This is a genomic window from Pseudomonas sp. SHLD1, assembly GCF_028640935.1.
GTDB classification, from domain to species: Bacteria; Pseudomonadota; Gammaproteobacteria; order Pseudomonadales; family Pseudomonadaceae; genus Chryseomonas; species Chryseomonas aestiva.
In genome coordinates this window covers 158,178-183,735 of record NZ_JAQZAD010000032.1, presented here as the reverse complement: position 1 = coordinate 183,735, position 25,558 = coordinate 158,178, and the positions used below count along the sequence as shown (strand labels likewise).

Below are 25,558 nucleotides of genomic sequence, written 5' to 3'. Positions count from 1 at the left end.
GCCCAGGCTAGAATCCGGCTTTTGCCTGGAGCATGGCGATGAGTGACGAATTGCGGATCGAGGATCTGGTGGTGGGCGACGGCAAGGCGGTGGTCAAGGGCGCCCTGATCACCACCCACTACGAGGGCTGGCTGGACGACGGCACCCTGTTCGATTCCTCCCGGGCCAAGGGACGGCCCTTCCAGTGCGTCATCGGTACTGGCCGGGTGATCAAGGGCTGGGATCAGGGCCTGATGGGCATGCGGGTCGGCGGCAAGCGGCGCCTGGAGGTACCAGCGGCCCTCGCCTATGGCGAACGCCAGGTCGGAGCGCTGATCAAGCCACATGCCAACCTGAGGTTCGAAATCGAATTGCTGGAAGTCCTGACACGCGACGATTGAGGTCTGGCCGACTTCAGCTCGGCGTCTTGGTATTGCGGCGCACCAACTCGAGCTGGGCTTCGAGCACGCTCAGCCGGGCGAACTGGCGGGTGTAGATGACGAATTGCTCCTGAAAGCGCTGTCGGCTCCGGGCAAGGTCCTGTCGATGACTGCGGATCTGCTCTTCAAGCGTCTGCAGCCGCTGCTGGGTGGTTTGCGTCATGGCACCTACTCCTTGTGCTTGGGGTGTCAAATGGACTCTAACCGTGCCCCGACAAGTCGAGCTATAGCCGTTCGTCGTCCCTTAGACCACCGCTGCAGAGCCGTTTCGTCTCGCGAATGCATCAGTGCAAGGCGTGAAAAGCGCATCTTTCCTCACCGAACGATCAAGAAAAAAGGCGACGAACCCGAGGAGGTTCGTCGCCTTCAGGACACACGCGGTAAAAGCTACCGCGGGCCTACCGCCGTGCAGCTGTTGCTGGCATCGACGTATTTCTTCAGCGTCGGCCACTGCGGACGCTCCACGCCATTGACCGGCTCCACCGCCAGCGCGGAAGCACCCCAGCCCGGACCGGCCGCCCAGTAGGTCAGCGGCATGCAGTTCTGCTGCAGATAGGCCAGCATATTGTCGGTGGCGGTCAGCCAGCGGCTGTCGCCTGCGGGTACGCCGAACTCGGCGATCATGCCCCGCTTGCCATTGCGCTTGAGCCATTCGACGAAAGGCTTGACCCGATTGACCCCGACCTGCGGATCGATGGTGCTCGGATTCTGGGTGGCATAGGTGCCACTGCCGTCCTCATCGAGGTAGACATTGGCCGCGTAGACGATGTTGTTGGCCGGATCCTTCAGATTGAGCAAGGCATTGCTCACCCCGGGCCAGTTGGCCGCGCTACCCCAGGCATTGCCCTGGACGATCACCGGGTGGGTGCGGTCCATGGTGCGGACGCCGTCGATGCCGGACTGGGCCGTCACCGGCCAGCTGCTGTCGGCGCCATTGGGCTTGCCCATGATGTCATAGCCATAGAGCGCGGCATGGTTGCCCCACTGGTAGGCCAGGCGGTACATCAGATCCCAGTAGTTGAAGTTGGTGACGGTACCGGTGCCGATCAGGGTGCCCTTGTAGCGGCCGCCGTTGTCCAGAGCCAGGATCACCTTCATGTTGTACTTCTTGGCCAGCTCCAGCACCTGGGTGACCTGCTGGGTGTAGGCCCCTTCCAGGCTACCGAAGAAGCGGGTCTGCAGGCGCTCCCAGATCACCGGGAAGCGGATCAGCCGCACGCCCTTGGCGCTCCACTGCTGGAAATTCGCCTCGCCCGGCATGATGTAGTTGACGTTGAGAACCCCGGGCAGCGTCTGGGGTGCAAAGGCGGCACCCGAGAAATTCAGCCCCACCAGGTTGAGCTTGGCGCTGTTGGCGGGTGTGCCGGTCGATCCCGTGGGTGTGGTCGTCGAACCGGTGGCGGGTGTGGTGGCACCCGAGGAGCCCGTGCTGCCGGTGCCGGTCGCAGGCTTCACCTCGGCCACTGGCGTCGTCACGGCCGGCGTCGCACTGCCCGAGTTGCTGCCCGAACTGGCGCTGCCGGTGCTGCCCGTAGAGCCCGTCGTGGTCCCCGGCACCGTCGTCGACGTGCCGGAGGTGGTGGTCCCGGTCTTCAGGGTCTTGGGATAGCCGTAGGCATTGCCATCGAGCTGCGGGCTCTCGATGAAGACACTCATGTTGCTGCCGACGACCTGGGCATAGGTCACCTTGTAGCTCTTGCCATCGGCCGGCGTGATCTGCGCGCCCACCTTGAAGGCGCCCACGTTGGCCGCCGACGCCGGAATGGAGAAGCCGGCCGCCTTGCGATAGACGCCGTGCAGCCAGTCCTCGTTGGTGAAATCGTTGATCGAGGTGGTCACCCCGGTCGTGGTCGAACCGCCGGTGTTGCCGGTGCCCGTGGAGGCGCCGGTGCCCGAGCTGCCACCGCTGTTCGAGCCGGTATTGCCGCTGGTGGAGCCACCGCTGCTGCCGGTGGAGCCGCTGGAGCCGCCCGAGGCACCGGTGCCGCTGGCTGGCGTGCTGCCGGAACCACTGGCCAGCGGGCCGATGGAGGTGCAGCTGCTGTCATCGATGTACTTATTCAGGGTCGGCCACTGCGGCCGGTCGACGCCATTGATCGGCTCTACCGACAGGAAATAGTTGCCCCAACCCGGGCCGGCGGCCCAGTAGGTGGCGGGAATGCAGTTCTGCTTGAGATAGGCCAGCATCCGGTCCATCAGCGGCAGCCAGCGGGGATCGTTATCCGGCACGCCGAATTCGCCGATCATGCCCTTCTTCTTGTTCTTCTTCAGCCACTCGACGAAGGGGCGCACGCGCTCCACGCCGTAGTCCTGGCTCAGCTTGCCGACATCGATGCCGGTGTAGTTGCCGCCGGCGCTCTCGTCGAAATAGGAATGCGCCTGAAAGATCAGATTGTCGGACGGATCCTTGAGCGCCAGCAGGGAGTCGTTCCACAGCGGCCAGCGGGTTGCCTCCGACCAGCCATTGCCCTCGATCATGATGGGCTTGGTCTTGTCGACCGCGCGTACCCCGTTGATGCCGTACTGGGCGGCGATCGGCCACTGGGCCATGGAGTCGTGCGGCTCGTTCATGATGTCGTAGGCGTACAGCGACGGCTGACTGCTCCAGCGCTGTGCGATCCGGGTCATGATCTCCTGGTAGCGGTCATAGGGAACCGCCGCACTGCCGATCACCGACCCGCGATAGAAGGTGTAGTTGTGCAGGTCGAGGATGATGCGCATGCCGTACTTCTGCGCATTGGCGAAGGTCTGGTCCACCAGCGCCGCATAGGTCGGGTCCAGCGGACCGCCCAGCACCGGTTGCAGGCGCTCCCAGATGACCGGGAAGCGGATCAGCTTGATGCCCTTGCCACTCCACTGCTTGAAGTAGGCCTCGACGGGAAAGATGTAGTGGGTGCCGTTGACGCCCGGCAGTACCTGACCTGCGAAACCGGCCCCGGACAGATTGAGGCCGACCAGATTGACCTGCTCGGCCTTGGCACCGGTAGCCAGGGTCAGGGCGGCAACGAAGGGCAGCATCTGGGCGGCCCTGAGGGAAAACTTCAGGAAGGATGGATTCATCATCACCAACTGCGCTAAATCGACAGCGCGCTCCCTGAACACTGGCCGATATGAAGTGAGAGAAGAGTCGCGCAGTCATGCCTGACGCGACGTTGCCTCCAGGCACCTTGACCTATACAAGCCACATGCCAACTTCATAGCCAATGACTATGGCCACTATTTAGACATCATTTATCGCAAATACAAGCATTTGATTTGTAATGATTTTTTGAATCAACCGCTCATCGTCGCCGACAGATGAATCCTTTCACCTCAAGTTGCCAGCAAGTCAACTCCAGCTCGCCGTCAAATTTATTTCTTCAACTATCGAGCAACCGACGAAAAGTTCCCGAAGGTGCCAAAAAAAGTAAGTCGCAAATAAATGTGAAATAGATCACATATTCACACGTAAGGAACTGCCCATATCTCGCTCGGGTCATGGCTATAACCCTTGCCGGAGCAGTCCATGTCCTCCCTTACCCTTGCGACCTACAACGTCAACGGCATTCGTGCCCGGCTCCCTATCCTCCTGCAATGGCTGGAGCGGGAGCAGCCCGACATCGTCTGCCTGCAGGAACTGAAGGCGAAGTCTGCCGACTTCCCGCAGGCGGAACTGGAAGCTGCGGGGTATGGTTCACTGTGGGACGGTCAGCCTTCCTGGAACGGGGTCGCCATCCTGGCGCGCGACGACCAGCCACTGGAGATTCGCCGGGGCCTGCCGGGAATGGCCGACGACCCGCAACGCCGCTATCTGGAGGCGGCGGTGAAAGGCGTGGTGGTGGCCAGCCTCTATCTACCCAACGGCAATCCCTGGCCGGGCCCCAAGTTCGACTACAAGCTGACCTGGTTCGAGCGCTTCATCGAGCATGCCCGGGGGCTGAGCGAAAGTGGCCATCCCGTAGTGCTGGCGGGTGACTACAACGTGGTGCCGACCGATAGGGACATCTACGATCCCAAGTCCTGGCGCAAGGACGCCCTGCTGCAACCCGAGAGTCGTGCCTGTTTCGAACGCCTGCTGGGTCAGGGATGGCTGGACGCCCTGCGTGCCTGCCATCCGGATGAGGCGATCTACACCTACTGGGACTACTTCCGCCAACGCTGGCAGCGCAATTCGGGACTGCGCATCGACCACCTGCTGTTGAGTCCGACGCTGCAGGACGCCTTGCAGGAAGCCGGGGTGCATCGCTGGGTACGCGACCTGGAAAAGACCAGCGACCATGCCCCCACCTGGATTCGCTTCAAGGCACCTCGCTGAGCGCTCAGGCGTCGCGCAGCAGGTCGCTGGCGTTGAGCAGGGCGATGAGGATTTCCGGGCGCTGGTTGAGGCCGCGGCGCACGGCCGCCGGTATCGACTGCTTGAGTTTCCGGCACAGTCCCGGTCGTGGCTGCAGCTCGATGAGCATGCCACGCGCGCTGCGCACCTCCCCGGGTCCCGGCTCGATGTCCAGCCGGATGCCGAGCTGCTCCTGCAGGCGCTGCTGCAGGCGTTGCAAATCGGCAACGCTGGCGACGTTTTCCAGCCGTTCCAGCAGACGCTGCTCTTCCTGGCGATTGAGCAGGAGCGCCCGTGCATCAGCGGCGGGATCCGCCAGCACGGCTTCACGCTCGCAGGTGCAGACGCCAGCGGGACAGGGCGCACGCAGGGAAGGCATTTGAATTCGATTCCTCTTCTTCAGGGCGAAAGCGACCTTTTGGCCGCTCCACACTGGCGATAGTGGCAGTTGTACCCCAGCCTTTGGGCAGACCCGCTGACCAATGCGCGGATTCCTGGGCTTATCGCCGACAAACAAAATCACCTCCCAATGATAACCAAAAGCGCTAAATGCATAGCAAAATCTTATTTTTTGGCATAACCATTCAAAGGCTAGGATGGTGCTTTGACTGCCTGCGACTTAGCCATGCCCACGCTCTCGCCCGACCTCCTAATCGTTCCTGCGGATCAGCAAAGCGCCCTGACCATCCGCGCCAAGGCACTGGCCTTCGCCGATCCGCGCTCCCGAGAGCTGCTCGAACACCTGGATGAGCGGGCGCCGCAGCCCGATCCCGTGGTGCTGGTGGGCGAATGGGGAACCGGTCGTGAGCTGCTGGCACGCCGGCTACACGAGCGCAGCGGCAGGACCGGGCTGTTCAGCAGTCTGAATTGCGCCGCGCTCAGTCGTCGCCATGGGGCTGCCGAACTGTTCGGCTATGTTCCCCGCGCCTATGCCGGCACCTCTGGCAGTCGCGTGGGCTGGTTCGGTACCGCCCATGGAGGCAGCCTCTATCTCGACGAGATCGCCGACCTGCCTGGCGCATTGCAGGACGAGCTGGTGGAGGTGCTACGGGATGGCAGCATCCTGCGCCTGGGCAGTAGCGTGCGCACGCCCGTGGATGTCCGCCTGATCGCCGGCTCCAGTGTGGACCTGGAACGGGCGGTCGAGGCTGGCAACTTCTCTGCGCGCCTCTGGGCGCTTCTCGCGGCGGGCCTGGTGCCCGTGCCGCCACTGCGCGAGCGCCCGGCCGACCTGCTACCCCTGGCCCGGCATTTCCTCCAGCAGCACGCCGACCGCCTTGACCGCACTGCGCCCGAGCTGACCGCCCATGACGAAACGGCGCTGCTCGCCTATCCCTGGCCGGGAAACGTCCGCGAACTTGAACAGGTTCTCCATACCGCCCTGCTAACTGCCTCGACGTCAGGGCTCCAGCTTGGCAAGCTGCTGCCTTCATCCTCCGCGTGGCGCTGAACTCCGCCGACAGACGGCAGTCCTAGCCGCGTACGCCATTTTGCTCGAGTCCTACCATGACCTTCCTGTCCAATCAGTCGATGCCCACTCCGCCATAGCCTGCGGCTGCCACCTTTCTCCGTAAAGGTGACCGGAAACCTCGATTTGTCGCCTCATGCGGCAGGTTTCGGTTCGTGCGGGAAAAGCCCACGGCTTTTCCGTGATCGACTACTTTGGATTACGCCTTCAGCAGAAGGCGTTCAGGCATGGTTTCATGAATATTGTGATCACTGGCCGCTCCGGCCAGGTTTCGCGCGCCTTGCAGCGCGAGTTCGGCAGCACCCATCAATTGACCGTGCTCGGTCAGGCGGATCTGGACCTCGCCCAGACCGGACAACTGCGTGCGGCTTTCGACCGCCTGGAACCCGACCTCATCCTCAACGCCGCCGCCTATACCGCCGTGGATCAGGCTGAAGAGGACAGCGAGCGCGCCGAGGCCATCAACGCCCGCGCGCCGCAGGTCCTGGCCGAGCTGGCGCGCGAGCGGGATATTCCCTTCGTGCACTACTCATCCGACTACGTCTTCGACGGCAGCCGTCGTCGCCCCTATACCGAGGCCTGCAACCCGGCGCCCCTGAGCGCCTATGGTCGTTCCAAGCTGGCGGGTGAAGAGGCGGTGCTGGCAGCCGGAGGTCGCGCGCTGGTGCTGCGCACCTCCTGGGTCTACTCCCATGACGGCCAGTGCTTCTTCAATACCATGCGCCAACTGCTGGCCGAGCGCGATGAACTCCATGTGGTCGAGGATCAGCTCGGCGCCCCCACCTGGGCACCCACCATTGCCACCGCCACGCGCCAGCTGGTCGAACGCCTGCTGGAGCAGGGCGATGTCGGCGGCCTCTATCACCTGACCAATGCCGGCCAGACCTCCTGGTACGGCTTCGCCGCCGCCATCGCCGAGCGCCTGGAGCAACGTGGCGAGCTGCGCGCCCGCCTCTATCCCACGACAACCGAACACTACCCCACGCCGGCCACGCGACCGCTCTATTCCTGCCTGGACTGCCGCAAGGTCGAGGCGGTCCTGCCGGCCGCCTTGCCGCACTGGCAGGCCGACTTCGACCGCTGCTGGGCGTTGTTCGAGCGCGACAGACAGCTGAACTGAGCGTGCAGGACCCCGGCGGATGCTGTCCGCCGGGTCGCCCCCGGTCGAAGATCCGGAGGGGCGCCTTCCCCCACTGTCGCTCCCGTTCGCCACTCTCGCGGGTAGGCTCAGCAACGTCGTCGCTTGTCCCTTCCCGGATGATCCTGGCAGGTCGTGAGGGTGATCCCGCCGTCACCCGTGATGGTCTCCAGGCGGGTCACGTCGGATACAAAGGGGACCGGGCCTGGCTGCGGCCGTTGTCGGGCCTTCGGACGATCCGGCCCGAGATCAGACGGCGCGCCCCACCGCGTCCGCCGACCACCCAGGGCTCCAGCCAATACCTCTTGTCCGTTCAGCGGAAAAAAAAGCTGATCGCGCTATCGATCCCATCCAGACTGTTCATCAGCAGTCGATAAGATCCATGGCGATACTCTCCAACAAGAACAGCAGCCGGAGCCTCCCATGCCAGAAGAATACGAAAGCGCCATCCGTCCCTATTCGAGATCGGCGCGGAAATCCGATTTCAATGAAATGGCCGCCGCCGTTGCCGCCGCCATCTCCGTCTGGGCGCTGGCCACCCTGATCGCCGTCATCGCGGGCTATCACGGCAGTGGGGCGACCAATACCATCAACCTGTCGGTGATGGTCTCGGGGGGTCTGGGATTCGTGGGACGCCGCTGGCAACTGGGGCGTCGATAGCGGCCATTGACCTGCGCCAGGCCCCTGGTGCAGCGCCAACAATCTGCCTACTGATTCTCACACACGGCGGAACTGGTTATCATCGGCGCCCTGAAATCATGGCAGGGATGCTCATGTCTTATCTGGTCCTGACGCGTCGCACCGACGAAATCATCAATCTATCCCTCAAACCGGGAGCCGATGAAGAACAGCTGCTGGATCTGCTGTTCAATGGTGGAATCAACATCCGCATCCTCAAGGTGCAGGGCGATCGCGTGCAGGTAGGCGTCCAGGCGCCTGCCGACATCAGCATCATGCGTCAGGAGTTGCTACCCTTCTAGGTTGCTACCTGGACCAGGGCGAATGGCGATTGCGTACATACTCGAAGCGCCCCTCCAGCCCCCGCCATTCCACACCCTGCCAGAGTTCGGGAGCCAGCGTCCCTTCGGCCTGCAGATCCGCACGGTAGTGGGCAAAGAACGGCTGGCCATTGCGCAGCACGATGACGTTGTGGCGCTCCTCGATCTGGGCGATGAGGTCCAGAACGGCTTCGGACGAGCGTCCGCCGCTCAGGCAATAGCAGCTGCCGTATTGGTGCAGCATGCTTTCGAAGCGGTAACGATAGAGGGTGCAGCGATCGGTTTCGAGGTGAACGCTCTGCCCCTTCGCGTCCTGCAAGGCGTGATGAACGCAGTGGTCGCAATCCTCGAATTCCCGACGCGACTCCACCCACTCACCGAGAAACTGCTTCTTCCACCGCCACACCAGCAGCCCACGATCTTCAGGCCGGGAATACACGCTGACCTTGTAGAACATCGCTCGACTCCTCTTATTGTTATGCGCCGAAGCCATCGTCCAACGGCCGCCGCCTGCTGCTCGGCCATAGGAGATCGCACGCTCTGTGGCGTACGTTTCCAGCATCGCTCCATTTGTCCGAGGCGTCCAGCCATTCCCGGCCGCTGATCCCTACCGCTCGACGGCATGCGGCTGCCACGGACATCGCGGCGTTGGCTGCCGAACCCGCCGCGGCTTCGTCCAACTTCGATACAAGATGCCGGCGGTCCTGCTTCGCAAATAATCCGCGTCAGACCGGAGCAAATCACCGGTCCAGAGCCGAATACAAGGCAGGTACAGCTTTTGCTACCGCCTAGCAGGCGACCCGATATCGCCCGCTTCCGGCCTCTGCAGCGGACTAGTATTCAGCAACGTCAGCATCTTGATCACCTGAAAAGGCTGTCTTGGCAAGGACTTGCAAGGCACGCTCGGCGCCTGCCGGAGCAAACGTTTTGAAGGGGTCTTGCCGCCAGGACCGTGATCGAGACACCGCTGTTCGAAGAAGCCCTCAACCACTCAAGGATCTTTTATGTCGGGCCTGGATAGCGACTTCAATGAAGCGCTCCGCTATGCCATCAGCAACTGCCCTGCCCGCACGACCGGACAACGGGCGGCCATTCACGCTGCCGAGAAGGTCATCCGTCAGGGGCCGGACGCGCTCTCCCCGCTGGAGCGCAAGACCCTGGCTCTGGAACTGGGCTTCTGGCTGGACCGTTTCCAGCGCCTGCAGGAATTCTCCGGCCAACGCCCGGCGGATAGGGGCGCGAACCTCTTGGCCGCCTCGGACAGGAACACGGCCGGCTAGCCGAAATCCGGCCAATAAAAAACCCCGAGGTGCCTGGCACGCTCGGGGTTTTTCGTATTTGGCGGAGAGATAGGGATTTGAACCCTAGGAGCCATTGCTGACTCAACGGATTTCGAATCCGTCCCGTTCGACCACTCCGGCATCTCTCCAACGCGGCGCATGATACCAGCGATACGGGCAAAAGCGAACAAGCAATTGCAAAAAAAGCTCTGGTATCAGCGGCTTGCGTTTAGAGCGGGACGCCCAGGCGCTGGGCGACCTCTTCGTAGGCCTCGATCACGCCGCCCAGCCCCTGGCGGAAGCGATCCTTGTCCATCTTCTTGCGGGTTTCCTTGTCCCACAGGCGGCTGCCATCCGGACTGAATTCGTCGCCCAGCACCACCTTGCCGTGGAACAGACCGAATTCCAGCTTGAAGTCCACCAGCAGCAGGCCGGCGTCGTCGAACAGCTGCTTGAGGATGTCGTTGATGCGGAAGGTCAGCGCCTTCATCTCGGCCAGCTGGTCGAGGGTGGCCCAGCCAAAGGCCTGGACGTGGCTTTCGTTGACCATCGGATCGTGCAGCGCATCGTTCTTCAGGAAGAGTTCGAAGGTCGGCGGCGTCAGCTCCAGGCCCTCTTCCACGCCAAGGCGGCGCACCAGGCTGCCGGCGGCGAAGTTGCGCACCACGCACTCCACCGGAATCATCTCGAGCTTCTTGACCAGGCATTCGTTGTCGCCCAGCAGTTGCTCGAACTGGGTGGGGATCCCGGCGGCTTCCAGCTTCTGCATGACGAAGGCATTGAACCTGTTGTTCACCATGCCCTTGCGCTCGAGCTGCTCGATGCGCTCGCCATCGAAGGCAGAGGTGTCGTTGCGGAACAACAGGACCAGGCGATCGGGATCGTCGGTGGTGAATACCGACTTGGCCTTGCCACGGTAGAGTTCTGCGCGTTTTTCCATCTTGGACTCCGGTTCGAATGGCTTGCAGGCTGTGGACGAACGCAGGTGAGACGACCGGTTCGGAACGAGTACAGCCGGGAAGCGCAGTTTACATAGGATCGTGGATCTTTTGGCCGTGCAGCAGCGCCCGGCCGCCAAAGAAAACCTGGTCAGCGCCTCAGGCGATGGCCTGCCATTCCAGCCCCAGCTGCTGATCGGCGATCTGCAGCCAGTCCGCGTCGCAGCCCAGCACGTTGGTGAAGCAGGCGCGGGCGAGCCAGGGGTTGTTGTTCTTCTCGCTCAGGTGAGCGAGCACCAGATGCTGCAGGCCCGGACAGGCCAGCTCCATCACCAGGTCGGCCGATTGCCGGTTGTTGAGATGCCCGCGCACCCCGCCGACCCGTGCCTTGAGGTGATAGGGATAGGGCCCCGCGGCAAGCATGTTGCTGTCGTGGTTGGCTTCGATCACCAGGGCATCCAGGCCGCGGTAATGCGCCAGCACCCCAGGGGTCGCCTCGCCGAGATCGGTGAGCACGCCCAGGCGCTTACGGCCGTCGTCGAAGACGAACTGGGTCGGCTCCAGGGCGTCGTGGGACACCTGCACCACCGTCACCTCCAGCGCATCCAGCACCAGCCGTTCGCCGTCCGCCAGCAGCCCCTGGGCCGCCACCGGCTTGCGCAGGCCACGCCCGGTACCGGCGCTGTAATAGACCGGCACCCCGTGCTTGCGCGCCAGCAGCTCGACGCCCTGCACGTGATCGGAGTGTTCGTGGGTGACCAGGACGGCGTCCAGCTGGGCAGGTACCACACCCAGCCGGGCCAGGCGACGTTCGGCTTCCCGCAGGGAGAAGCCGCAGTCGATCAGCACATAGCTGTTATGGCTGTGCACCAGGGTCGAGTTGCCCCGACTGCCGCTGCCCAGGATTGCGAAGCGCATATTGCATGCTCGTCTGAAGCTTTTTCAGCACGCCTTCGGCGATGTCCTGGGGTGCTGCGGTGTTGATGGTCTTGTCCAGGGTGACCTGGACGGTGTTGCCCACCGAGGTGAGGCGCACCTGGAAGCGCCGTGCGCGGGCGTCTTCCTCTTCCTTGGTCTCGCCCTTGCCGAACAGGCGGCCGAAGAAGCCCGGCTTGCGGTCTTCCGGCTTCTGCGCGCCTTCGGCGATGTTCACGTAGTAGACGCCCAGGCTGCGATCCATGTCGTCGACACGGATGTCGGCGCCTTCGATGGCGCGACCCACGCTGGACCAGGCGCGATTCAGATCGCTTTCCAGCACCAGCATGGGCACGCCGCTGCCGTCGACCTCGTAGGTCACGCGCTCCGGGGTGTCGTAGCCACCGGCGGCCAGCAGCGAGACCGACCCACTGCCCTGCTCGCTGCGGTCCAGGCCGGCCAGCACCTGATTCAGCAGGGCGTCATCGAGCGCCGAGCTGTTCTGGCTGCTGGACCAGGACGGCTCGCTGGAGCTGCCCTGGCTGCGGGTCTGGGTCTGGATGAAGATCTCGCTGCTGCCCGACTGCACGCCCGGCTCGATGCGCAGGCGGGTGCGCAGCTCGTTGCCCGGTTGCAGGCGGCCGTTGGTGCTCAGGCTGCGCGCCAGCGGCGTCGACAGCTCGGTGGGCGCCTGCCAGGCGGTAATGATCTCACCGGTCTGCGGGCGCTCTTCGGCAATGCGGAAGCCATTGTCCGTCAGGTACTGACGAGCCACCGGCCAGACGTTGGCCGGGACCTTCTGGGCGGCCAGCCAGCGGGCATTGCCGCTGCGCTGCACGCTGAACTGCTCGTTGCCACTGCCCTGGACGGCCAGCGCCTGGGGTTTCGGCACTTCGAAGCCATAGGAGCGATTCTGGGTATCGGCCACATTGGCCGGGATCGGCAACAGCGGATCCATGGGCTTGGCCTGGACATCCGTCGGCACCTGCATGGGGCCGGTCTCGCGGGATTCGAGATAGTCGTTGCCGCGATCGCGGAAATAGCCATGCTCGCCCCACACCCAGCTGCAGCCACTGGCGGTGGCCACGGCCAGACCCAGCGTCGTCAAACCCAGAACACGTTTCATCGACTGCTTCCTAATCACGCCAGCACTCCCGCCTGACGCAGGGCCTGACGTACCACTTCGTGGCAGCGCGAGCTGAGCCAGGTCAGCGGCAGACGGATACCGGCGTCGATCATGCCCATTTCATGCAGGGCCCACTTCACCGGGATCGGATTCGATTCGATGAACAGATTCTTGTGCAGCGGCATCAGCTTTTCGTTGAGCGCGCGTGCGGTGTCGGCATCGCCGCGCATGGCGGCGGCGCAGAGTTCGCTCATGGCGCGCGGCGCGACATTGGCGGTCACCGAGATGTTGCCCTTGCCGCCCAGCAGCATGAGTTCGGCAGCGGTGGCGTCATCGCCCGAGTAGACCAGGAAATCCTTGCTGACCCGGGAGAGGATGTCGCGGGCGCGAGCCAGGTCGCCGGTGGCTTCCTTGATGCCGATGATGTTCGGCACCTTGGCCAGGCGCTCGACGGTCTCGGCCAGCATGTCGCAGGCGGTGCGCCCCGGCACGTTGTAGAGGATCTGCGGAATGGCGACGGTTTCGGCGATCATGCGGAAGTGCTGGTACAGCCCTTCCTGAGTCGGCTTGTTGTAGTAGGGCACGACCAGCAGACAGGCGTCGGCGCCCGCGTCCTTGGCGGCGCGGGTCAGGTCGATGGCCTCACGGGTGGAATTGCCACCGGTGCCTGCGATCACCGGGATGCGGCCCTTGACCTGCTCGACCACATGACGGATCACGGCTACGTGCTCGTCAACGTCGACCGTGGCGGATTCACCCGAGGTGCCCACCGCGACGATGGCGTCGGTGCCTTCGGCGAGATGGAAGTCCACCAGCTTGGTCAGGTTGTCCCAGTCGATACGCCCCTGGGCGTCCATAGGGGTGACCAGCGCCACCATGCTCCCCGCAATCATGCAACCGCTCCTGCCGGAAAAAGAGAGCGGTAATGGTACTGACGCCTCTGCCCCAGCACAAGCAACGTGCCCCCCAACGGGCATTCCCCCCGCGAGCGCTTTTCGCTACCCTTTCGCCTTTGCCAGGTTCTGTACGAAAAGTTGGCGAGCGAAGGTCAGGCGAAGCCTTTTTCAACGAAGCATCACCGAGCGCAGACGCTTTTCCTACAGAACCCAGTCTGTATCTCCCCCTGCCAGGAACCCTAATGTCCGCTACCCCCCCGATTCGCGAACAATTTCTCGTCATCAGTGCGCTGGGCGCCAATCCCATGGAGCTGACCAACGTGCTCTACCGCAGCTGCATGGACAATCGCTGTGCGGTAGTCAGCAGCCGGCTGAGCCGACACGGGGAATACAGCGCGCTGATCCTGCAGGTCTCCGGCAACTGGGACGGCCTGGCGCGCCTCGAAGGCGGCCTCGCCGGCCTTGGCAAGCGCCACGGCTTCACCGTCGGCGTCACCCGCAGCGCCGCCCTGGAGAATCGTCCCCAGGCCCTGCCGTACGTCGTCTATGTCAGCGCCGCCTATCGCCCGGACATCCTTAACGAACTCTGCCAGTTCTTCGCCGACCACAAGATCGAAGTGGAGAACCTGGTCTGCGATTCCTACCAGGCGCCCCAGACCGGTGGCACCATGCTCAACGCCACCATCACCGTGACCCTGCCAGCCGGGACCCAGATCAGCTGGCTGCGCGATCAGTTCCTGGATTTCGCCGACGCCCTCAATCTGGATGCCCTGATCGAGCCCTGGCGGCCGCAGAGCAACTGACAGAACCCGCAAGGAGCTGCCCATGAGCGCGACCCTCGACCAACCGCTTCCGGATTTTCAGGCCCAGGCCACCAGCGGCCTCGAGGTCTCGCCCGCCAGCCTGCGCGGTCGCCAGGCGGTGCTGTACTTCTATCCCAAGGACAACACCCCCGGCTGCACCACCCAGGGCCAGGGCTTTCGCGATCTGCACGAGCAGTTCCAGGCGGCCGATACCCTGATCCTGGGCGTCAGCCGTGACAGCCTGCGCACCCATGAGAACTTCCGCACCAAGCAGGGCTTTCCCTTCGAGCTGATCAGCGACAAGGACGAGACCCTCTGTCAGCTGTTCGACGTGATGCGGCAGAAGAAGCTCTATGGCAGGGACTACATCGGCGTGGATCGCAGTACCTTCCTCATCGACCGGGAAGGCGTGGTACGCCGGATCTGGCGCGGCGTGAAGGTCCCCGGGCATGTCGCCGAGGTGCTGGCCGCCGCCCAGGCACTCAACCAGGCCTGATCAGGCCTTGCGCAGCCAGTAGCGGAAGGTCTCTCCCGCCACCTCTTCGCCCACCAGGGCATGCCCCGACAGCTTGGCGAAGGTGCGGAAGTCGCGTTGCGAGCCGGCATCGGTCGCCACCACGGCCAGTACCTCGCCGGAGGACAGGCGATTGAGTTCCAGCTTCGCCTTGAGCAGCGGCAAGGGGCAGCTCAGGCCGCTGGCGTCCAGCTGGGCGGTCACGGTGCCGGTGTAGGGTTGGCTCAGATCGGCCATGGGATTCTCCATTGGGGGCTGCGTCAGTGCCCGGGTTTGCTAGGCACCCAGACGGCGGGCCGCTAAAGTAGCCCTTTTGCGGCCACGAGTCTTGCCATGAACGTCCTGCGCCCCGCCCTGCTGTCCCTGGCGCTGCTCGCCGCGCCCCATCTGGCGCAGGGCGCGAACGATCTGCCGTCGCTGGGCGATGCCAGCTCTTCGATCGTCTCGCCCGAGCAGGAGTTTCAGATGGGCCGCGCCTGGCTGAGCATGCTGCGCGGCCAGGTACCGACCATCAACGATCCGCAGCTCAAGCAATTCGTCGAACAGACCGTCTACAAGCTGGCCGAGACCAGCGACCTGCAGGACCACCGCCTGGTCTTCATCCTGATCAAGGACCCCGAGATCAACGCCTTCGCCGCGCCCGGTGGGGTGATCGGGGTGAATGGTGGGCTGTTCCTCAAATCGGAAACCGAAGCCGAGTACGCGGCGGTCATGGCCCATGAGCTGGGTCACCTGATCCAGCGCCACTTCGCCCGCGGGGTGGAAAACCAGCAACGCATGCAGCTGCCGCTGATGGCGGCCCTGCTCGCCGGGATCGTTGCGGCCGCGGCAGGCGGTGGCGATGTGGGAATCGCCGCCATCGCCTCGACCCAGGCGGCGGCGATCCAGAGCCAGTTGCGCTTTTCCCGACTCAACGAGCAGGAGGCCGACCGCGTCGGCATCGTCAATCTTGAGCGCGCCGGCTACGATCCGCGCGCCATGCCGGAGATGTTCGGTCGGCTCGCCCGCCAGTATCGCTATGACCGTACCCCACCGGAATTTCTGTTGACTCACCCGGTCACGGACAGCCGGATCGCCGATACCCAGGCGCGCGCCGAGCGTTTTCCCAAGGGAGGCGTCGAGGACAGCAAGCGCTTCCAGCTGATGAAGGTGCGCACCCAGATGTACTTCGAGGAGACCGCCGGCCTGCTGGTGAAGCGCTATCGCGCCCAGTTGCAGGAGGCGCCGGACAACGATCCGGTGCGCTATGGCCTGGCCATGGGACTGACCAAGCAGGGCCAGCTCAACGAGGCGCGCGACACCCTCGCGCCGCTGCTGCGCAAGGCGCCGGACGACATCAGCTACAACCTCGCCCAGGTCGATCTGGACATCACCGCCAATCGCCTGCCCGACGCCCAGAAACGCGTGCAGCGACTGCTGGACCTCTATCCGGACGATCTGGCCGTGAGTCTGGCCCAGGTGGACATGCTCGGCCGCACCAAGCAGGCCAAGGCCGCCAGCCAGTTGCTCGACAAACTGATCAAACAGCGGCCGATCGATCCGGATCTGTGGAATCAGGCGGCGGACGTTCGCGGCCAGGCCGGTGATCTGGTCGGGGTGCACCAGGCAAGAGCCGAGTACTTCGCCCTGACCGGTGACTACAACCAGGCGATCCAGCAACTGGGCTTCGCCAAGCAGCGCGCCGCCAGCAACTATCAGCTGGCCGCGCGGATCGACGCCCGCCAGCAGGAAATGATCGCCCAGCGCAAGCTGAGCGAAGAGATCCTGCGCTAGGCGTTACCCTTGGCCTGCAGCTGCAGCGCCTGGGTGAAGTCGAGCATGCGCTTGAGCGGCTTGACCGCACGGGGGATGAGCGCCGGATCGACCAGCACCTCGCCGGAGCCGTCGAGCAGGCAGTTGAGGGTGCGCTCCAGGGTGTTCATCGCCATCCAGGGACAGTGGGCGCAGCTGCGACAGGCGGCGCCGTTGCCGGCGGTGGGTGCCTCGATGAAGGTCTTGTCGGGGCAGGCCTGCTGCATCTTGTAGAAGATGCCGCGATCGGTGGCGACGATGAACTGGCGATTGGGCAGCGTCTGGGCCGCCTTGATCATCTGGCTGGTGGAGCCGACATGGTCGGCCAGCTCGATCACCGCCTCGGGCGACTCCGGATGCACCAGGATGGCCGCTTCCGGGTAGAGCCGCTTGAGGTCTTCCAGCTGGCTGGCCTTGAACTCCTCGTGGACGATGCAGGCGCCTTCCCACAGCAGCATGTCGGCACCGGTTTCGCGCTGGATATAGCGACCCAGGTGGCGATCGGGAGCCCAGAGGATGGTCTCGTCGTTGTCCATCAGGTGCTCGACGATGTCCAGCGCGCAGCCGGACGTCACCACCCAGTCCGCGCGGGCCTTCACTGCGGCCGAGGTGTTGGCGTAGACCACCACGGTGCGCTCGGGATGCTGGTCGCAGAAGGCGGAGAACTCCTCCACCGGGCACCCCAGGTCCAGGGAGCAGGTGGCCTCCAGGGTCGGCATCAGCACGCGCTTTTCCGGGTTGAGGATCTTGGCCGTCTCGCCCATGAACTTGACCCCGGCCACCACCACGGTGGACGCCGGGTGGCGATTGCCGAAGCGGGCCATCTCCAGGGAATCGGCGACGCAACCGCCGGTCTCCTCGGCCAGGGCCTGGATCAGCGGATCGGTGTAGTAATGGGCGAGCAGCACCGCGTTCTGCGCCTTGAGCTCGCGGGCGATGGCGGTCTTGTAGGCGGCGATCTCGTCCGGCCCGAGCGCCTTGGGCTGCTTGGCGGCCAGATGGGCCTGGACCAGGAGACGTTCGGAAATCTGCACCATGGCGGGTACCTGAAAACGGGGGTCGTCAAGGCCGCGCATCATAGCAGCATCCTCGCCGACTCCCTATGGGCGCCAGCGGCCGCCTTCGCGAGGAGTGGCCATCTGCCGCTAATGTCTGGCAACACTTGGCTTTTCACTTCTGCGGCGGCCATGGGTCCGAGACAGGAACGCCCGGTGAGCGTCTCGCCTGGGCCCTCTGCTGGAGATCTCGCGTGCCGCCCCGTTCGACCTCGCGTTCCCGAACCCCCGATCAGGCTCTCGCCACCCTGCTGGATAAACTGCGCGCCCTGCAGGGTGCCCTGGAACAGGCCGCCGCGGAGCCGCGGCTGGATCGGCAGGCGCTCAATCCCGCCTACCGGGCCAGTGCCCGGAATCTGCTCGCCTATCTGGCGCTGCGCGACGGCGATCTGCAGGGCCTGCAGCTGCAACTCTCCGCCCTGGGGCTATTGTCCCTGGGGCGTTCCGAAGCCGCCGTGCTGCCGACCGTGGCGACCCTCATCAACACCCTGGAGCGCCTGCTCGGTGGCAGCCCGGCGACGCGGCCGACGACCAGGGCGGCCAACCCCCTGGCAGACCATGCACGGGCACTGTTCGGCACGCCCGCCTCCGCGCGGGAGGTACGCATCATGGTCACCTTGCCAAGCGAAGCCGCCGACGATTATGCGCTGGTACGCGACCTGCTGGCGGGACATATGGATTGCGCGCGCATCAACTGCGCCCACGACGAACCGGCCACCTGGACGCGCATGATCGACCACGTGCGGCGGGCCAGCGCGGAGCTGGACCAGCCCTGCAAGGTATTCATGGACCTGCCGGGCCCCAAGTTGCGCACAGGGCCCATCGCCACGGGCATGGCGGTAAAGAAGGTGAAGCCCGAGCGCGACGCCCAGGGCCGCGTCCGCCAGCCGGCGCGGATCTGGCTTACCGGCCGCCGCCGGCCGCGACCGGCGCCCTCCCCGGCGGCTGCCAGCATCCAGGTGGGCGAACGCTGGCTAGCTGGCCTGCAGGCGGGCGAGCGGATCCAGCTGAGGGACACGCGCCAGGCGCAGCGTCGCTGGACGGTCGTCGAGGTCGGAGACCGCGGCTGCTGGGCGGAGGCGACCAAGACCACCTACCTCACGCCCGGCCTGCGCCTGAGCGTCGAGCGCGATGGACGCAGGAGGCACAGCCGCATCGGCGATTTCGCCCCGCAACCGGGCGCTCTGCGGCTGGCCGAGGACGATCTGCTGATCCTGACCGCCGACCAGACGCCCGGTCGGCCCGCCAGCCAGGACAGCGGCGGGCGCCTGCTGACACCCGCCACCCTGGGCTGCACCCTGCCCCAGGTGTTCGCCGACGTCCGTAGCGGCGAGCCGGTCTGGTTCGATGATGGCAAGATCGGCGGGCTGATCGAACGCGCCGATCAGGACGCGCTGCAGATCCGCATCACCCAGGCGCCGGGCGGCGCCAAGCTCAAGGGCGACAAGGGCATCAACTTTCCCCAGAGCACCCTGCGGCTGGCAGCGCTGGGCGAACAGGACCTCGCGGCCCTGGCCTTTGCCGCCGAGCATGCGGACGGTATCGAGATGTCCTTCGTCAACAGCGCGGACGATGTCCGCGCGCTGCTCGCTGAGCTGGCGCGCCTGCGGGCCGAGCACCTGGGCGTGGTGCTGAAGATAGAAACGCGCCGGGGCTTCGACAATCTTCCCGCACTGTTGCTGGCGGGCATGCAGCGCGGCGGATTCGGCGTGATGATCGCCCGCGGCGATCTGGCCGTGGAAGGCGGCTTCGAGCGCCTGGCGGCGCTGCAGGAAGACATTCTCTGTCTGTGCGAAGCGGCCCACGTGCCGGTGATCTGGGCGACCCAGGTGCTGGAAAACCTGGCCAAGAAGGGTTCGTCTTCGCGCGCCGAGATCACCGATGCGGCGACCGGGGTCCGCGCCGAATGCGTGATGCTCAACAAGGGCCCGCACATCCTCAAGGCGGTCGCCACCCTGGATGAACTGCTGGTGCGGATGCAGGGCTACAACAGCAAGAAGCGCCAGCTGCTGTGCAAGCTGGAACTGGCTTCGCCCTGGGCGGACTGACCCGCCCGGGGCTGGGCAGGCCTAGAGCACCTGCAGGCGACCCGCTTCCAGGCGCACGCGAGCGCCATAGGGCCAGGCCTGGTTTTCCGACCCATGGCCGCTGGGCAGGCCGCGATAGAGGGCGATGCCACGCGGCGCCAGCCACTCGGCGAAGATTTCCTCCAGCGACTGCTCGACGTTACGCGGCGGGCAGTCGGTGAAGGTGCCCAGGCAGACCGCACCGATGCGGTGCTCGGTGAGGTTGCCGAGCAACTGGCAGAGGCTGCGCTCCAGACGATAGAAGGGCTCGCCGACGTCTTCCAGCATGAGGATGGCGCCGTCGTGGGGGCGCAGGGCGGCGGCGGTCCCGACCACGCTGGCCAGGGTGGTCAGGTTGCCGCCGATCAGTTCGCCGGCAGGCACCTGGGCCGGACCGGCCAGGCGCTCCAGCTGCCAGGCCGGACGGCTGCCCGCGCACAGTTCCAGGACCGATTCCAGCGAGCGGGTACGGGCCGCCTGGGTAGCCGGATCCTCGTCACGACGCCCCCAATCCAGGGCGCCCGGGCCGTGGATGGCGGTGAGACCGCGGCGGTGAAAGGCCTCCAGCAGCACCGTCAGGTCGGAATAGCCGATCAGCGGCCGGCCCTTGCTGCTGGACAGCCGCGACCAGTCCAGCCAGGGCAGCAACTGGGCGGATCCGTAACCGCCGCGCAGGCACCAGACCGCATCCACGTCCGCCTGGCTGAAGGCCCAGTGCAGATCCGCGGCGCGCTCCTCGGCGGTACCGGCGAGATAGCGATGGCGCTTGAGCGCCTGCTCGCCCAGGACCGCTTCGATGCCGGCGGCCTGCAGTTGCTCGATCGCCGCCGTGACCAGCTCTTCCTTGACCGCACCTGCCGGACTGACCAGCGCCACACGCCGCACGGGATTCATTCCAGCACCTCCACCGGCATGCCGGCTTCGATGGTACCGCGCCCCAGGGGGATGACGTTCATGCCGAACAGCATGCGATTGTCCTGGAAGCGATATTCGCGCAAGGCAGTGAGCGGCTGCCGATCCGGGTCCTTTTCACCGGTCACCGGATCCTGGGTGATGACGATGCAGCGCGCGCAGGGACAGGCGACGGCGAAGTCCACCGCGCCGATGCGCAGGCGCTTCCAGCCGTCTTCGGCGTATGCGGGCGTGCCTTCCACCACCAGATTCGGCCGGAAGCGCAGCATCTCCAGCGGCTTGCCTACCCGCGCCACCAGATCGGCCAGCGAGGCCTCGCTGGTCAGCAGCAAGGGGAAGCCGTCGGCGAAATGCACCTTTTGCCCCGGCTCGGCGAAATCGGTGTTGATCTGGCGGGCATGGCTTTCCGTGATGTGCACCAGGCGGCAGCGGCGACCGAGGAAGTCGCTCAGCCAGGCATCCGCCGCGGCGGCGACCGGCGCCTGCAGGGTGTCGCGCCAGATGGTCACGCCCAGTTGTTCGCCGGTGGTATCCGGCACCGTCACGTCGAGCGGCGTCCGGCCGCGCGCGCTCAGGCGCAGCCGGTCGGCAGCCAGCCAGCGCGCCTCGATGTGATTCATCTGCGCCAGCTGGCGCAGGGTCAGGAAGCGGCCGGTGTCGGCATCCACCACCATCCAGCGGCGGTCACCCACCAGGCCCAGGGCATCCACCTCGGCCTGGACGAGGGATTCCACGGCCGTCGACTTGACGGGATAACGATAGAGGGCACTGAGGTGCGACATGGGCGCGGCTTCCTGGCGGCGGACAAGGGCCGCCAGTGTAAGGGAGGCGCCGGAGCGGCGAAACCGCGAGGATCACTCCTCGGCCAGCGCCAGGCGCCGGCGCACTTCCTCGACCAGCTGATCGGGCTGGAACTTGGAGAGGAAGGCGTTGCAGCCCACCTTTTTCACCATGGCTTCGTTGAAGCTGCCCGACAGCGAGGTGTGCAACACCACATAGAGATCGGCGAGACGCGGGTCCTGGCGGATCTCGGTGGTCAGGCGGTAGCCGTCCATTTCCGGCATCTCGGCATCGGTGAGCACCATCAGCAGCTTGTCGGTCAGCACCACGCCCTCGTCGGCCCAGGCCTTGAGCTTGCGCAGCGCCTGCAGGCCATCGGTGGCGACGTGGAATTTCAGGTCCAGCTGCACCAGGGTGTCGCGCAGCTGGCCGATGGCGGTGCTGGAGTCATCCACCAGCAGCACCTCGCGACCGCGGGCCTTGGCCAGCAGCGGATCGGCCAGACGTTCCTGGGAAACCTTGACGTTGTAGGGAGCGATCTCGGCCAGCACCTTTTCCACGTCGATCACCTCCACCAGGCGGTCTTCGATGCGGGTGATGGCGGTCAGGTAGTGCTGGCGTCCGGCGCCGCCGGGCGGGGCCTGGATGCTGTCCCAGTTGAGGTTGATGATGCGATCGACGCTGCCGACCAGGAAAGCCTGCACCGAGCGGTTGTACTCGGTAACGATGATGGTGCTGTTCTCGTCGGGCGTGATGGGTCGCATGCCGATGGCCGCCGCCAGGTCGATCACCGGCAGGGTCTGGCCACGCAGGTGGACGACGCCGCAGATCATCGGATGGCGCTTGGGCATCTGGGTCAGGCGCGGCAGCTTGAGCACCTCCTGCACCTTGAACACGTTGATGGCGAACATCTGCCGGCTGGACAGCTGGAACATGAGAATTTCCAGACGGTTCTCGCCAACCAGCTGGGTGCGTTGATCGACGGTGTCGAGAATGCCGGCCATGGAAAGTCCACTCCAAAGATAAGTCAGTTCACAGGCTATCGGCGGCAGCGGTCGATTCTTGAGGCCCGGAAACAGCGAAGCCGCCCGACAGGCGGCTTCGCTCGAACACCTGCGCTCAGGCGCGTGGCAGGGTCACGCCACGCTGGCCCTGGTACTTGCCACCGCGATCCTTGTAGGAGACCTCGCAGGCCTCGTCGGACTGCAGGAACAGCATCTGCGCCACGCCCTCGTTGGCGTAGATCTTGGCCGGCAGGGTCGTGGTGTTGGAGAACTCCAGGGTCACGTGGCCTTCCCACTCGGGCTCCAGCGGGGTGACGTTGACGATGATGCCGCAGCGGGCATAGGTGCTCTTGCCCAGGCAGATGGTCAGGACGTCGCGCGGGATGCGGAAGTATTCCACGGTGCGCGCCAGGGCGAAGGAGTTCGGCGGAATGATGCAGACATCGCTGACCACGTCGACGAAGCTCTTGTCGTCGAAGTTCTTCGGGTCCACCACCGCCGAATGGATGTTGGTGAACACCTTGAATTCGTTGGCGCAGCGCACGTCGTAGCCGTAGCTGGACACCCCGTAGGAGATCACCCGGCTGTCGTCCGCGCCGCGCATCTGGCGCTCGACGAAGGGCTCGATCATGCCGTGTTCCTGGGCCATGCGGCGAATCCACTTGTCCGATTTGATGCTCATGGCAGGTCTAGCTCCGGGGCGAAAAAATTGACCGCGCATTGTATTGGATAGCCGCGCGGTCTCAAAGGCGAACGAACGAAATCAGTCGTCGCTGACGGTGATGGTCGGCATGCCGCCGCCGGCCTGACCGCCCTGGGCGATACGGGCGCCGACCTTGCGCGCCAGTTCCTGGTAGATCAGCGCGATCTGGCTGTCCGGATCGGCGATGGCGGTGGGCCGTCCGGCGTCGGCCTGCTCGCGGATGGCCATGGCCAGCGGCAGCGAGGCCAGCAGGTCCACGCCGTATTGCTCGGCCAGCTTGCTGCCGCCGCCTTCGCCGAACAGGTGTTCGGCATGGCCGCAGTTGGAGCAGATGTGCACGGCCATGTTCTCCACCACCCCGAGCACCGGGATGTTGACCTTCTGGAACATTTCCACGCCCTTCCTGGCGTCCAGCAGGGCCAGGTCCTGGGGTGTGGTGACGATCACCGCGCCGGCCACCGGTACCTTCTGCGCCAGGGTCAGCTGGATATCGCCAGTACCGGGCGGCATGTCGATCACCAGGTAGTCGAGGTCGTTCCAGGCGGTCTGGGTGATCAGCTGGATCAGGGCGCCGGAGACCATCGGGCCACGCCAGGCCACCGGCGTCTTGTCGTTGGTCAGGAAGGCCATGGACATGACCTCGACGCCATGGGCCTGCAACGGGATAAACCACTTCTCGTCGCGCACCTCGGGACGGGTGCCCTCGGCGAAGCCGAACATGATGCCCTGGCTGGGGCCATAGATGTCGGCGTCCAGCACGCCGACCCGGGCCCCTTCGCGGGCCAGCGCCAGGGCCAGGTTGGCGGCGGTGGTGGACTTGCCCACCCCGCCCTTGCCCGAGGCCACGGCGATGATGTTCTTGACGTTGCCCATGGCCTCCAGCTGCGGCTGGGCGGCGTGAGGCGCGATGGTGCAATCGACCTGGATCTCGGCGGTCTCGACCCCGGGCACGTTCTCCAACGCGGTCTTGAGCACCTGGGCCAGGCCACCCTTGAACAGTCCGGCGGCATAGCCCAGCTCGAAGCGGGCGCGCACCCGGCCACCGTCCAGCGCGAGGTCGCGCAGGGCGCCGGCGCTGAGCAGGTCCTGTTCGAGATAGGGATCGTGATACTGGCGCAGCGCGGCCTCGATGGCCTCGCGAGTCGGAGCGGTCATGCAGACTCCCGGAAACAGCGGATAGGAAAGAGAAGCTGCGGCCTATGCTACCCACTGTCCTTGCTAAAGCCTATCCACGCGGCGCTACACTCCCGGCTTTGCCCTTGCCCGTGGAGCCCTGCGTGAACGCCTCTTCCCTGCACATCAGTTCCACCTTCGACAGCGGCGCCGTCGAGGTGCTGTCCCTGGCCGACCCCACCGACATCCGCCTGCGCATCCGCCCGGACACCGCGTCGCCCTTCACCCAGTGGTTCCATTTCCGTCTCGAAGGCGCCCGCGGCCTGCCCTGCCAGCTGAGCTTCGACAATGCCGGCGAGTGCGCCTACCCCGAAGGTTGGCGCGACTATGGCGTGGTCGCCAGCTATTGCGGCCAGCAGTGGTTCCGCATTCCCAGCCGCTATGACGGCAAGACCCTGAGCTGGACCGTCACCCCGGAACACGACAGCCTGTTCTTCGCCTACTTCGAGCCCTATCCGGAGAGTCGCCACCTGGCCTTCATGGGCGAGGCCCAGCGCCATCCCGCCGTCCGTCTGGAAACCGTCGGCCGCTCGCTGCTCGGGCGCTCGCTGGACCTGCTGCGCATCGGCACGCCGGGCGCCGGCAAGAAGAACATCTGGATCATTGCCCGCCAGCACCCCGGCGAGCCCATGGCCGAGTGGTTCGTCGAAGGCCTGCTGCGCCGACTGCTGGGCCTCGGCGAACAGCAGGGCGATCCGGTCGGCGGCAAGCTGCTGGAGCATGCGGTACTGCACGTGGTGCCGAACATGAATCCCGACGGCTCCGCCCTGGGCAATCTGAGAACCAACGCCGCCGGCGCCAACCTCAACCGCGAATGGCTGGAGCCGGACGAGGAGCGCAGCCCCGAGATTCTGGCGGTACGCCGCGCCATCGCCGCGAGCGGCTGCGATCTGTTCCTCGACATCCACGGCGATGAGGCCCTGCCCTATGTCTTCGTCGACGGCTGCAATGGCCTGCCCAACTTCGGTGAGCGCGAAGAGGCCGAGCAGCAGGCCTTCCTGCAGCGCTTCCAGCGTGCCAGCCCCGACTTCCAGACCCGGTACGGCTATCCCCGTGGTCACTTCGGCAGCGAAACCCTGAAGCTCGCCACCAAGTATGTCGGCCATACCCATGGCTGCCTGGCCCTGACCCTGGAGCTGCCGTTCAAGGACAACGCCAACGATCCCCGCCCCGATGTGGGCTGGAACGGTGCCCGCAGCGCCGCCCTGGGCGCGGCCATGGTCAGCGCCCTGTACTGGCAGCTGGCGGATCTCTGAATGCTCGAAGT

Annotated in this window: 27 protein-coding genes and 1 tRNA gene; 12 read left to right on the top strand and 16 right to left on the bottom strand. The window is 65.2% G+C overall.

The features are described from left to right. Positions 1–38: 38 nt before the first annotated feature. Positions 39–380, top strand: coding sequence for an FKBP-type peptidyl-prolyl cis-trans isomerase (locus tag PVZ77_RS21725; protein WP_027597627.1), 342 nt, complete (start codon positions 39–41; stop codon positions 378–380). A gap of 13 nt (positions 381–393) precedes the next feature. Here PVZ77_RS21725 and PVZ77_RS21720 read toward each other — a convergent pair whose 3' ends face one another. Together PVZ77_RS21720 and PVZ77_RS21715 are read right to left on the bottom strand one after the other, a co-directional pair. Beyond that, a complete protein-coding gene (locus tag PVZ77_RS21720; protein ID WP_273809502.1) occupies positions 394–582 on the bottom strand; it encodes a hypothetical protein in 189 nt (62 codons plus the stop codon). Positions 583–806: 224 nt separating this feature from the next. Continuing rightward, positions 807–3,482 carry a glycoside hydrolase family 5 protein gene (locus PVZ77_RS21715; RefSeq protein WP_273809501.1) on the bottom strand — a complete coding sequence of 892 codons (2,676 nt, stop codon included), beginning with the start codon at positions 3,480–3,482 and terminating at the stop codon, positions 807–809. Between the two features lie 442 nt (positions 3,483–3,924). Here PVZ77_RS21715 and xth point away from each other — a divergent pair, with 442 nt between their 5' ends. Further along, entirely contained in the window at positions 3,925–4,713 is a 789-nt protein-coding gene (gene xth, locus PVZ77_RS21710; RefSeq protein WP_273809499.1) for an exodeoxyribonuclease III, read from the top strand. A gap of 4 nt (positions 4,714–4,717) precedes the next feature. Here xth and PVZ77_RS21705 read toward each other — a convergent pair whose 3' ends face one another. After that, positions 4,718–5,110 (bottom strand): hypothetical protein, encoded by a 393-nt coding sequence (locus PVZ77_RS21705; RefSeq protein WP_273809497.1) that lies wholly within the window; start codon positions 5,108–5,110, stop codon positions 4,718–4,720. A 246-nt stretch (positions 5,111–5,356) separates the two neighbouring features. Here PVZ77_RS21705 and PVZ77_RS21700 point away from each other — a divergent pair, with 246 nt between their 5' ends. The 4 genes from PVZ77_RS21700 (at position 5,357) to PVZ77_RS21685 (ending at position 8,317) form a co-directional block, all read left to right on the top strand. After that, the gene (locus tag PVZ77_RS21700; RefSeq protein ID WP_273809495.1) at positions 5,357–6,181 is read left to right on the top strand and encodes a sigma-54-dependent transcriptional regulator; all 825 of its coding nucleotides are present in this window, start codon (positions 5,357–5,359) and stop codon (positions 6,179–6,181) included. A gap of 253 nt (positions 6,182–6,434) precedes the next feature. Then, positions 6,435–7,319: a dTDP-4-dehydrorhamnose reductase gene (rfbD, locus tag PVZ77_RS21695; RefSeq protein WP_273809493.1), complete on the top strand. Its 885-nt coding sequence runs from the start codon at positions 6,435–6,437 to the stop codon at positions 7,317–7,319. Between the two features lie 441 nt (positions 7,320–7,760). Further along, positions 7,761–7,997, top strand: coding sequence for a hypothetical protein (locus PVZ77_RS21690; RefSeq protein WP_273809491.1), 237 nt, complete (start codon positions 7,761–7,763; stop codon positions 7,995–7,997). A 113-nt stretch (positions 7,998–8,110) separates the two neighbouring features. Further along, entirely contained in the window at positions 8,111–8,317 is a 207-nt protein-coding gene (locus tag PVZ77_RS21685) for a carbon storage regulator (RefSeq protein WP_178083868.1), read from the top strand. Between the two features lie 4 nt (positions 8,318–8,321). Here PVZ77_RS21685 and PVZ77_RS21680 read toward each other — a convergent pair whose 3' ends face one another. Next, complete coding sequence (locus PVZ77_RS21680) at positions 8,322–8,792, bottom strand: hypothetical protein (protein WP_273809488.1); 471 nt, start codon at positions 8,790–8,792, stop codon at positions 8,322–8,324. 547 nt (positions 8,793–9,339) lie between these two features. On the opposite strand from PVZ77_RS21680, the gene PVZ77_RS21675 reads away from it, so the two are divergent. After that, the gene (locus PVZ77_RS21675; RefSeq protein ID WP_273809486.1) at positions 9,340–9,615 is read left to right on the top strand and encodes a hypothetical protein; all 276 of its coding nucleotides are present in this window, start codon (positions 9,340–9,342) and stop codon (positions 9,613–9,615) included. A 59-nt stretch (positions 9,616–9,674) separates the two neighbouring features. Here PVZ77_RS21675 and PVZ77_RS21670 read toward each other — a convergent pair. The 5 genes from PVZ77_RS21670 to dapA form a co-directional block, all read right to left on the bottom strand. After that, a tRNA-Ser gene (locus PVZ77_RS21670) sits at positions 9,675–9,764 on the bottom strand. An 80-nt stretch (positions 9,765–9,844) separates the two neighbouring features. Continuing rightward, positions 9,845–10,555: a phosphoribosylaminoimidazolesuccinocarboxamide synthase gene (gene purC / locus PVZ77_RS21665; RefSeq protein WP_273809484.1), complete on the bottom strand. Its 711-nt coding sequence runs from the start codon at positions 10,553–10,555 to the stop codon at positions 9,845–9,847. Positions 10,556–10,712: 157 nt separating this feature from the next. Continuing rightward, the gene (locus tag PVZ77_RS21660) at positions 10,713–11,471 is read right to left on the bottom strand and encodes an MBL fold metallo-hydrolase (protein ID WP_273809483.1); all 759 of its coding nucleotides are present in this window, start codon (positions 11,469–11,471) and stop codon (positions 10,713–10,715) included. Further along, complete coding sequence (gene bamC / locus PVZ77_RS21655) at positions 11,410–12,594, bottom strand: outer membrane protein assembly factor BamC (protein ID WP_273809482.1); 1,185 nt, start codon at positions 12,592–12,594, stop codon at positions 11,410–11,412. Before bamC ends, PVZ77_RS21660 begins: the two co-directional genes overlap by 62 nt. Before the next feature lie 14 nt (positions 12,595–12,608). Next, on the bottom strand, positions 12,609–13,487 hold the full coding sequence (gene dapA, locus PVZ77_RS21650; protein WP_017640330.1) for a 4-hydroxy-tetrahydrodipicolinate synthase: 879 nt from the start codon (positions 13,485–13,487) through the stop codon (positions 12,609–12,611). A 245-nt stretch (positions 13,488–13,732) separates the two neighbouring features. Between dapA and PVZ77_RS21645 the strand changes: the two genes are divergently transcribed. Next, a complete protein-coding gene (locus PVZ77_RS21645; protein WP_007162770.1) occupies positions 13,733–14,293 on the top strand; it encodes a glycine cleavage system protein R in 561 nt (186 codons plus the stop codon). A gap of 22 nt (positions 14,294–14,315) precedes the next feature. Beyond that, positions 14,316–14,789 carry a peroxiredoxin gene (locus PVZ77_RS21640; protein ID WP_273809479.1) on the top strand — a complete coding sequence of 158 codons (474 nt, stop codon included), beginning with the start codon at positions 14,316–14,318 and terminating at the stop codon, positions 14,787–14,789. Here PVZ77_RS21640 and PVZ77_RS21635 read toward each other — a convergent pair whose 3' ends face one another. Beyond that, positions 14,790–15,044 (bottom strand): sulfurtransferase TusA family protein, encoded by a 255-nt coding sequence (locus tag PVZ77_RS21635; RefSeq protein WP_273809478.1) that lies wholly within the window; start codon positions 15,042–15,044, stop codon positions 14,790–14,792. Positions 15,045–15,140: 96 nt separating this feature from the next. On the opposite strand from PVZ77_RS21635, the gene PVZ77_RS21630 reads away from it, so the two are divergent. Next, positions 15,141–16,580, top strand: coding sequence for a M48 family metalloprotease (locus PVZ77_RS21630; protein WP_273809477.1), 1,440 nt, complete (start codon positions 15,141–15,143; stop codon positions 16,578–16,580). Here the strand turns inward: PVZ77_RS21630 and nadA are convergent. Beyond that, positions 16,577–17,635, bottom strand: a complete 1,059-nt coding sequence (nadA, locus tag PVZ77_RS21625; protein ID WP_273809651.1) for a quinolinate synthase NadA — start codon at positions 17,633–17,635, stop codon at positions 16,577–16,579. The genes PVZ77_RS21630 and nadA overlap by 4 nt on opposite strands. 212 nt (positions 17,636–17,847) lie before the next feature. Here nadA and PVZ77_RS21620 point away from each other — a divergent pair, with 212 nt between their 5' ends. Beyond that, entirely contained in the window at positions 17,848–19,701 is a 1,854-nt protein-coding gene (locus PVZ77_RS21620) for a pyruvate kinase (RefSeq protein WP_273809476.1), read from the top strand. A gap of 21 nt (positions 19,702–19,722) precedes the next feature. Here PVZ77_RS21620 and PVZ77_RS21615 read toward each other — a convergent pair whose 3' ends face one another. The 5 genes from PVZ77_RS21615 to apbC all read right to left on the bottom strand — a co-directional run bounded on the left by PVZ77_RS21615 (position 19,723) and on the right by apbC (position 24,273). Continuing rightward, positions 19,723–20,613 (bottom strand): S66 peptidase family protein, encoded by an 891-nt coding sequence (locus tag PVZ77_RS21615; protein ID WP_273809475.1) that lies wholly within the window; start codon positions 20,611–20,613, stop codon positions 19,723–19,725. After that, on the bottom strand, positions 20,610–21,413 hold the full coding sequence (locus tag PVZ77_RS21610; RefSeq protein WP_273809474.1) for an MOSC domain-containing protein: 804 nt from the start codon (positions 21,411–21,413) through the stop codon (positions 20,610–20,612). Before PVZ77_RS21610 ends, PVZ77_RS21615 begins: the two co-directional genes overlap by 4 nt. Before the next feature lie 72 nt (positions 21,414–21,485). After that, entirely contained in the window at positions 21,486–22,415 is a 930-nt protein-coding gene (locus tag PVZ77_RS21605) for a chemotaxis protein CheV (protein ID WP_273809473.1), read from the bottom strand. Positions 22,416–22,530: 115 nt separating this feature from the next. Next, positions 22,531–23,097: a dCTP deaminase gene (dcd, locus tag PVZ77_RS21600; RefSeq protein WP_007162761.1), complete on the bottom strand. Its 567-nt coding sequence runs from the start codon at positions 23,095–23,097 to the stop codon at positions 22,531–22,533. Positions 23,098–23,178: 81 nt separating this feature from the next. After that, positions 23,179–24,273: an iron-sulfur cluster carrier protein ApbC gene (gene apbC / locus PVZ77_RS21595; protein WP_093249286.1), complete on the bottom strand. Its 1,095-nt coding sequence runs from the start codon at positions 24,271–24,273 to the stop codon at positions 23,179–23,181. Positions 24,274–24,395: 122 nt separating this feature from the next. Here apbC and PVZ77_RS21590 point away from each other — a divergent pair, with 122 nt between their 5' ends. Further along, on the top strand, positions 24,396–25,547 hold the full coding sequence (locus tag PVZ77_RS21590; RefSeq protein ID WP_273809472.1) for a M14 family metallopeptidase: 1,152 nt from the start codon (positions 24,396–24,398) through the stop codon (positions 25,545–25,547). The last annotated feature ends 11 nt before the right edge of the window (positions 25,548–25,558 follow it).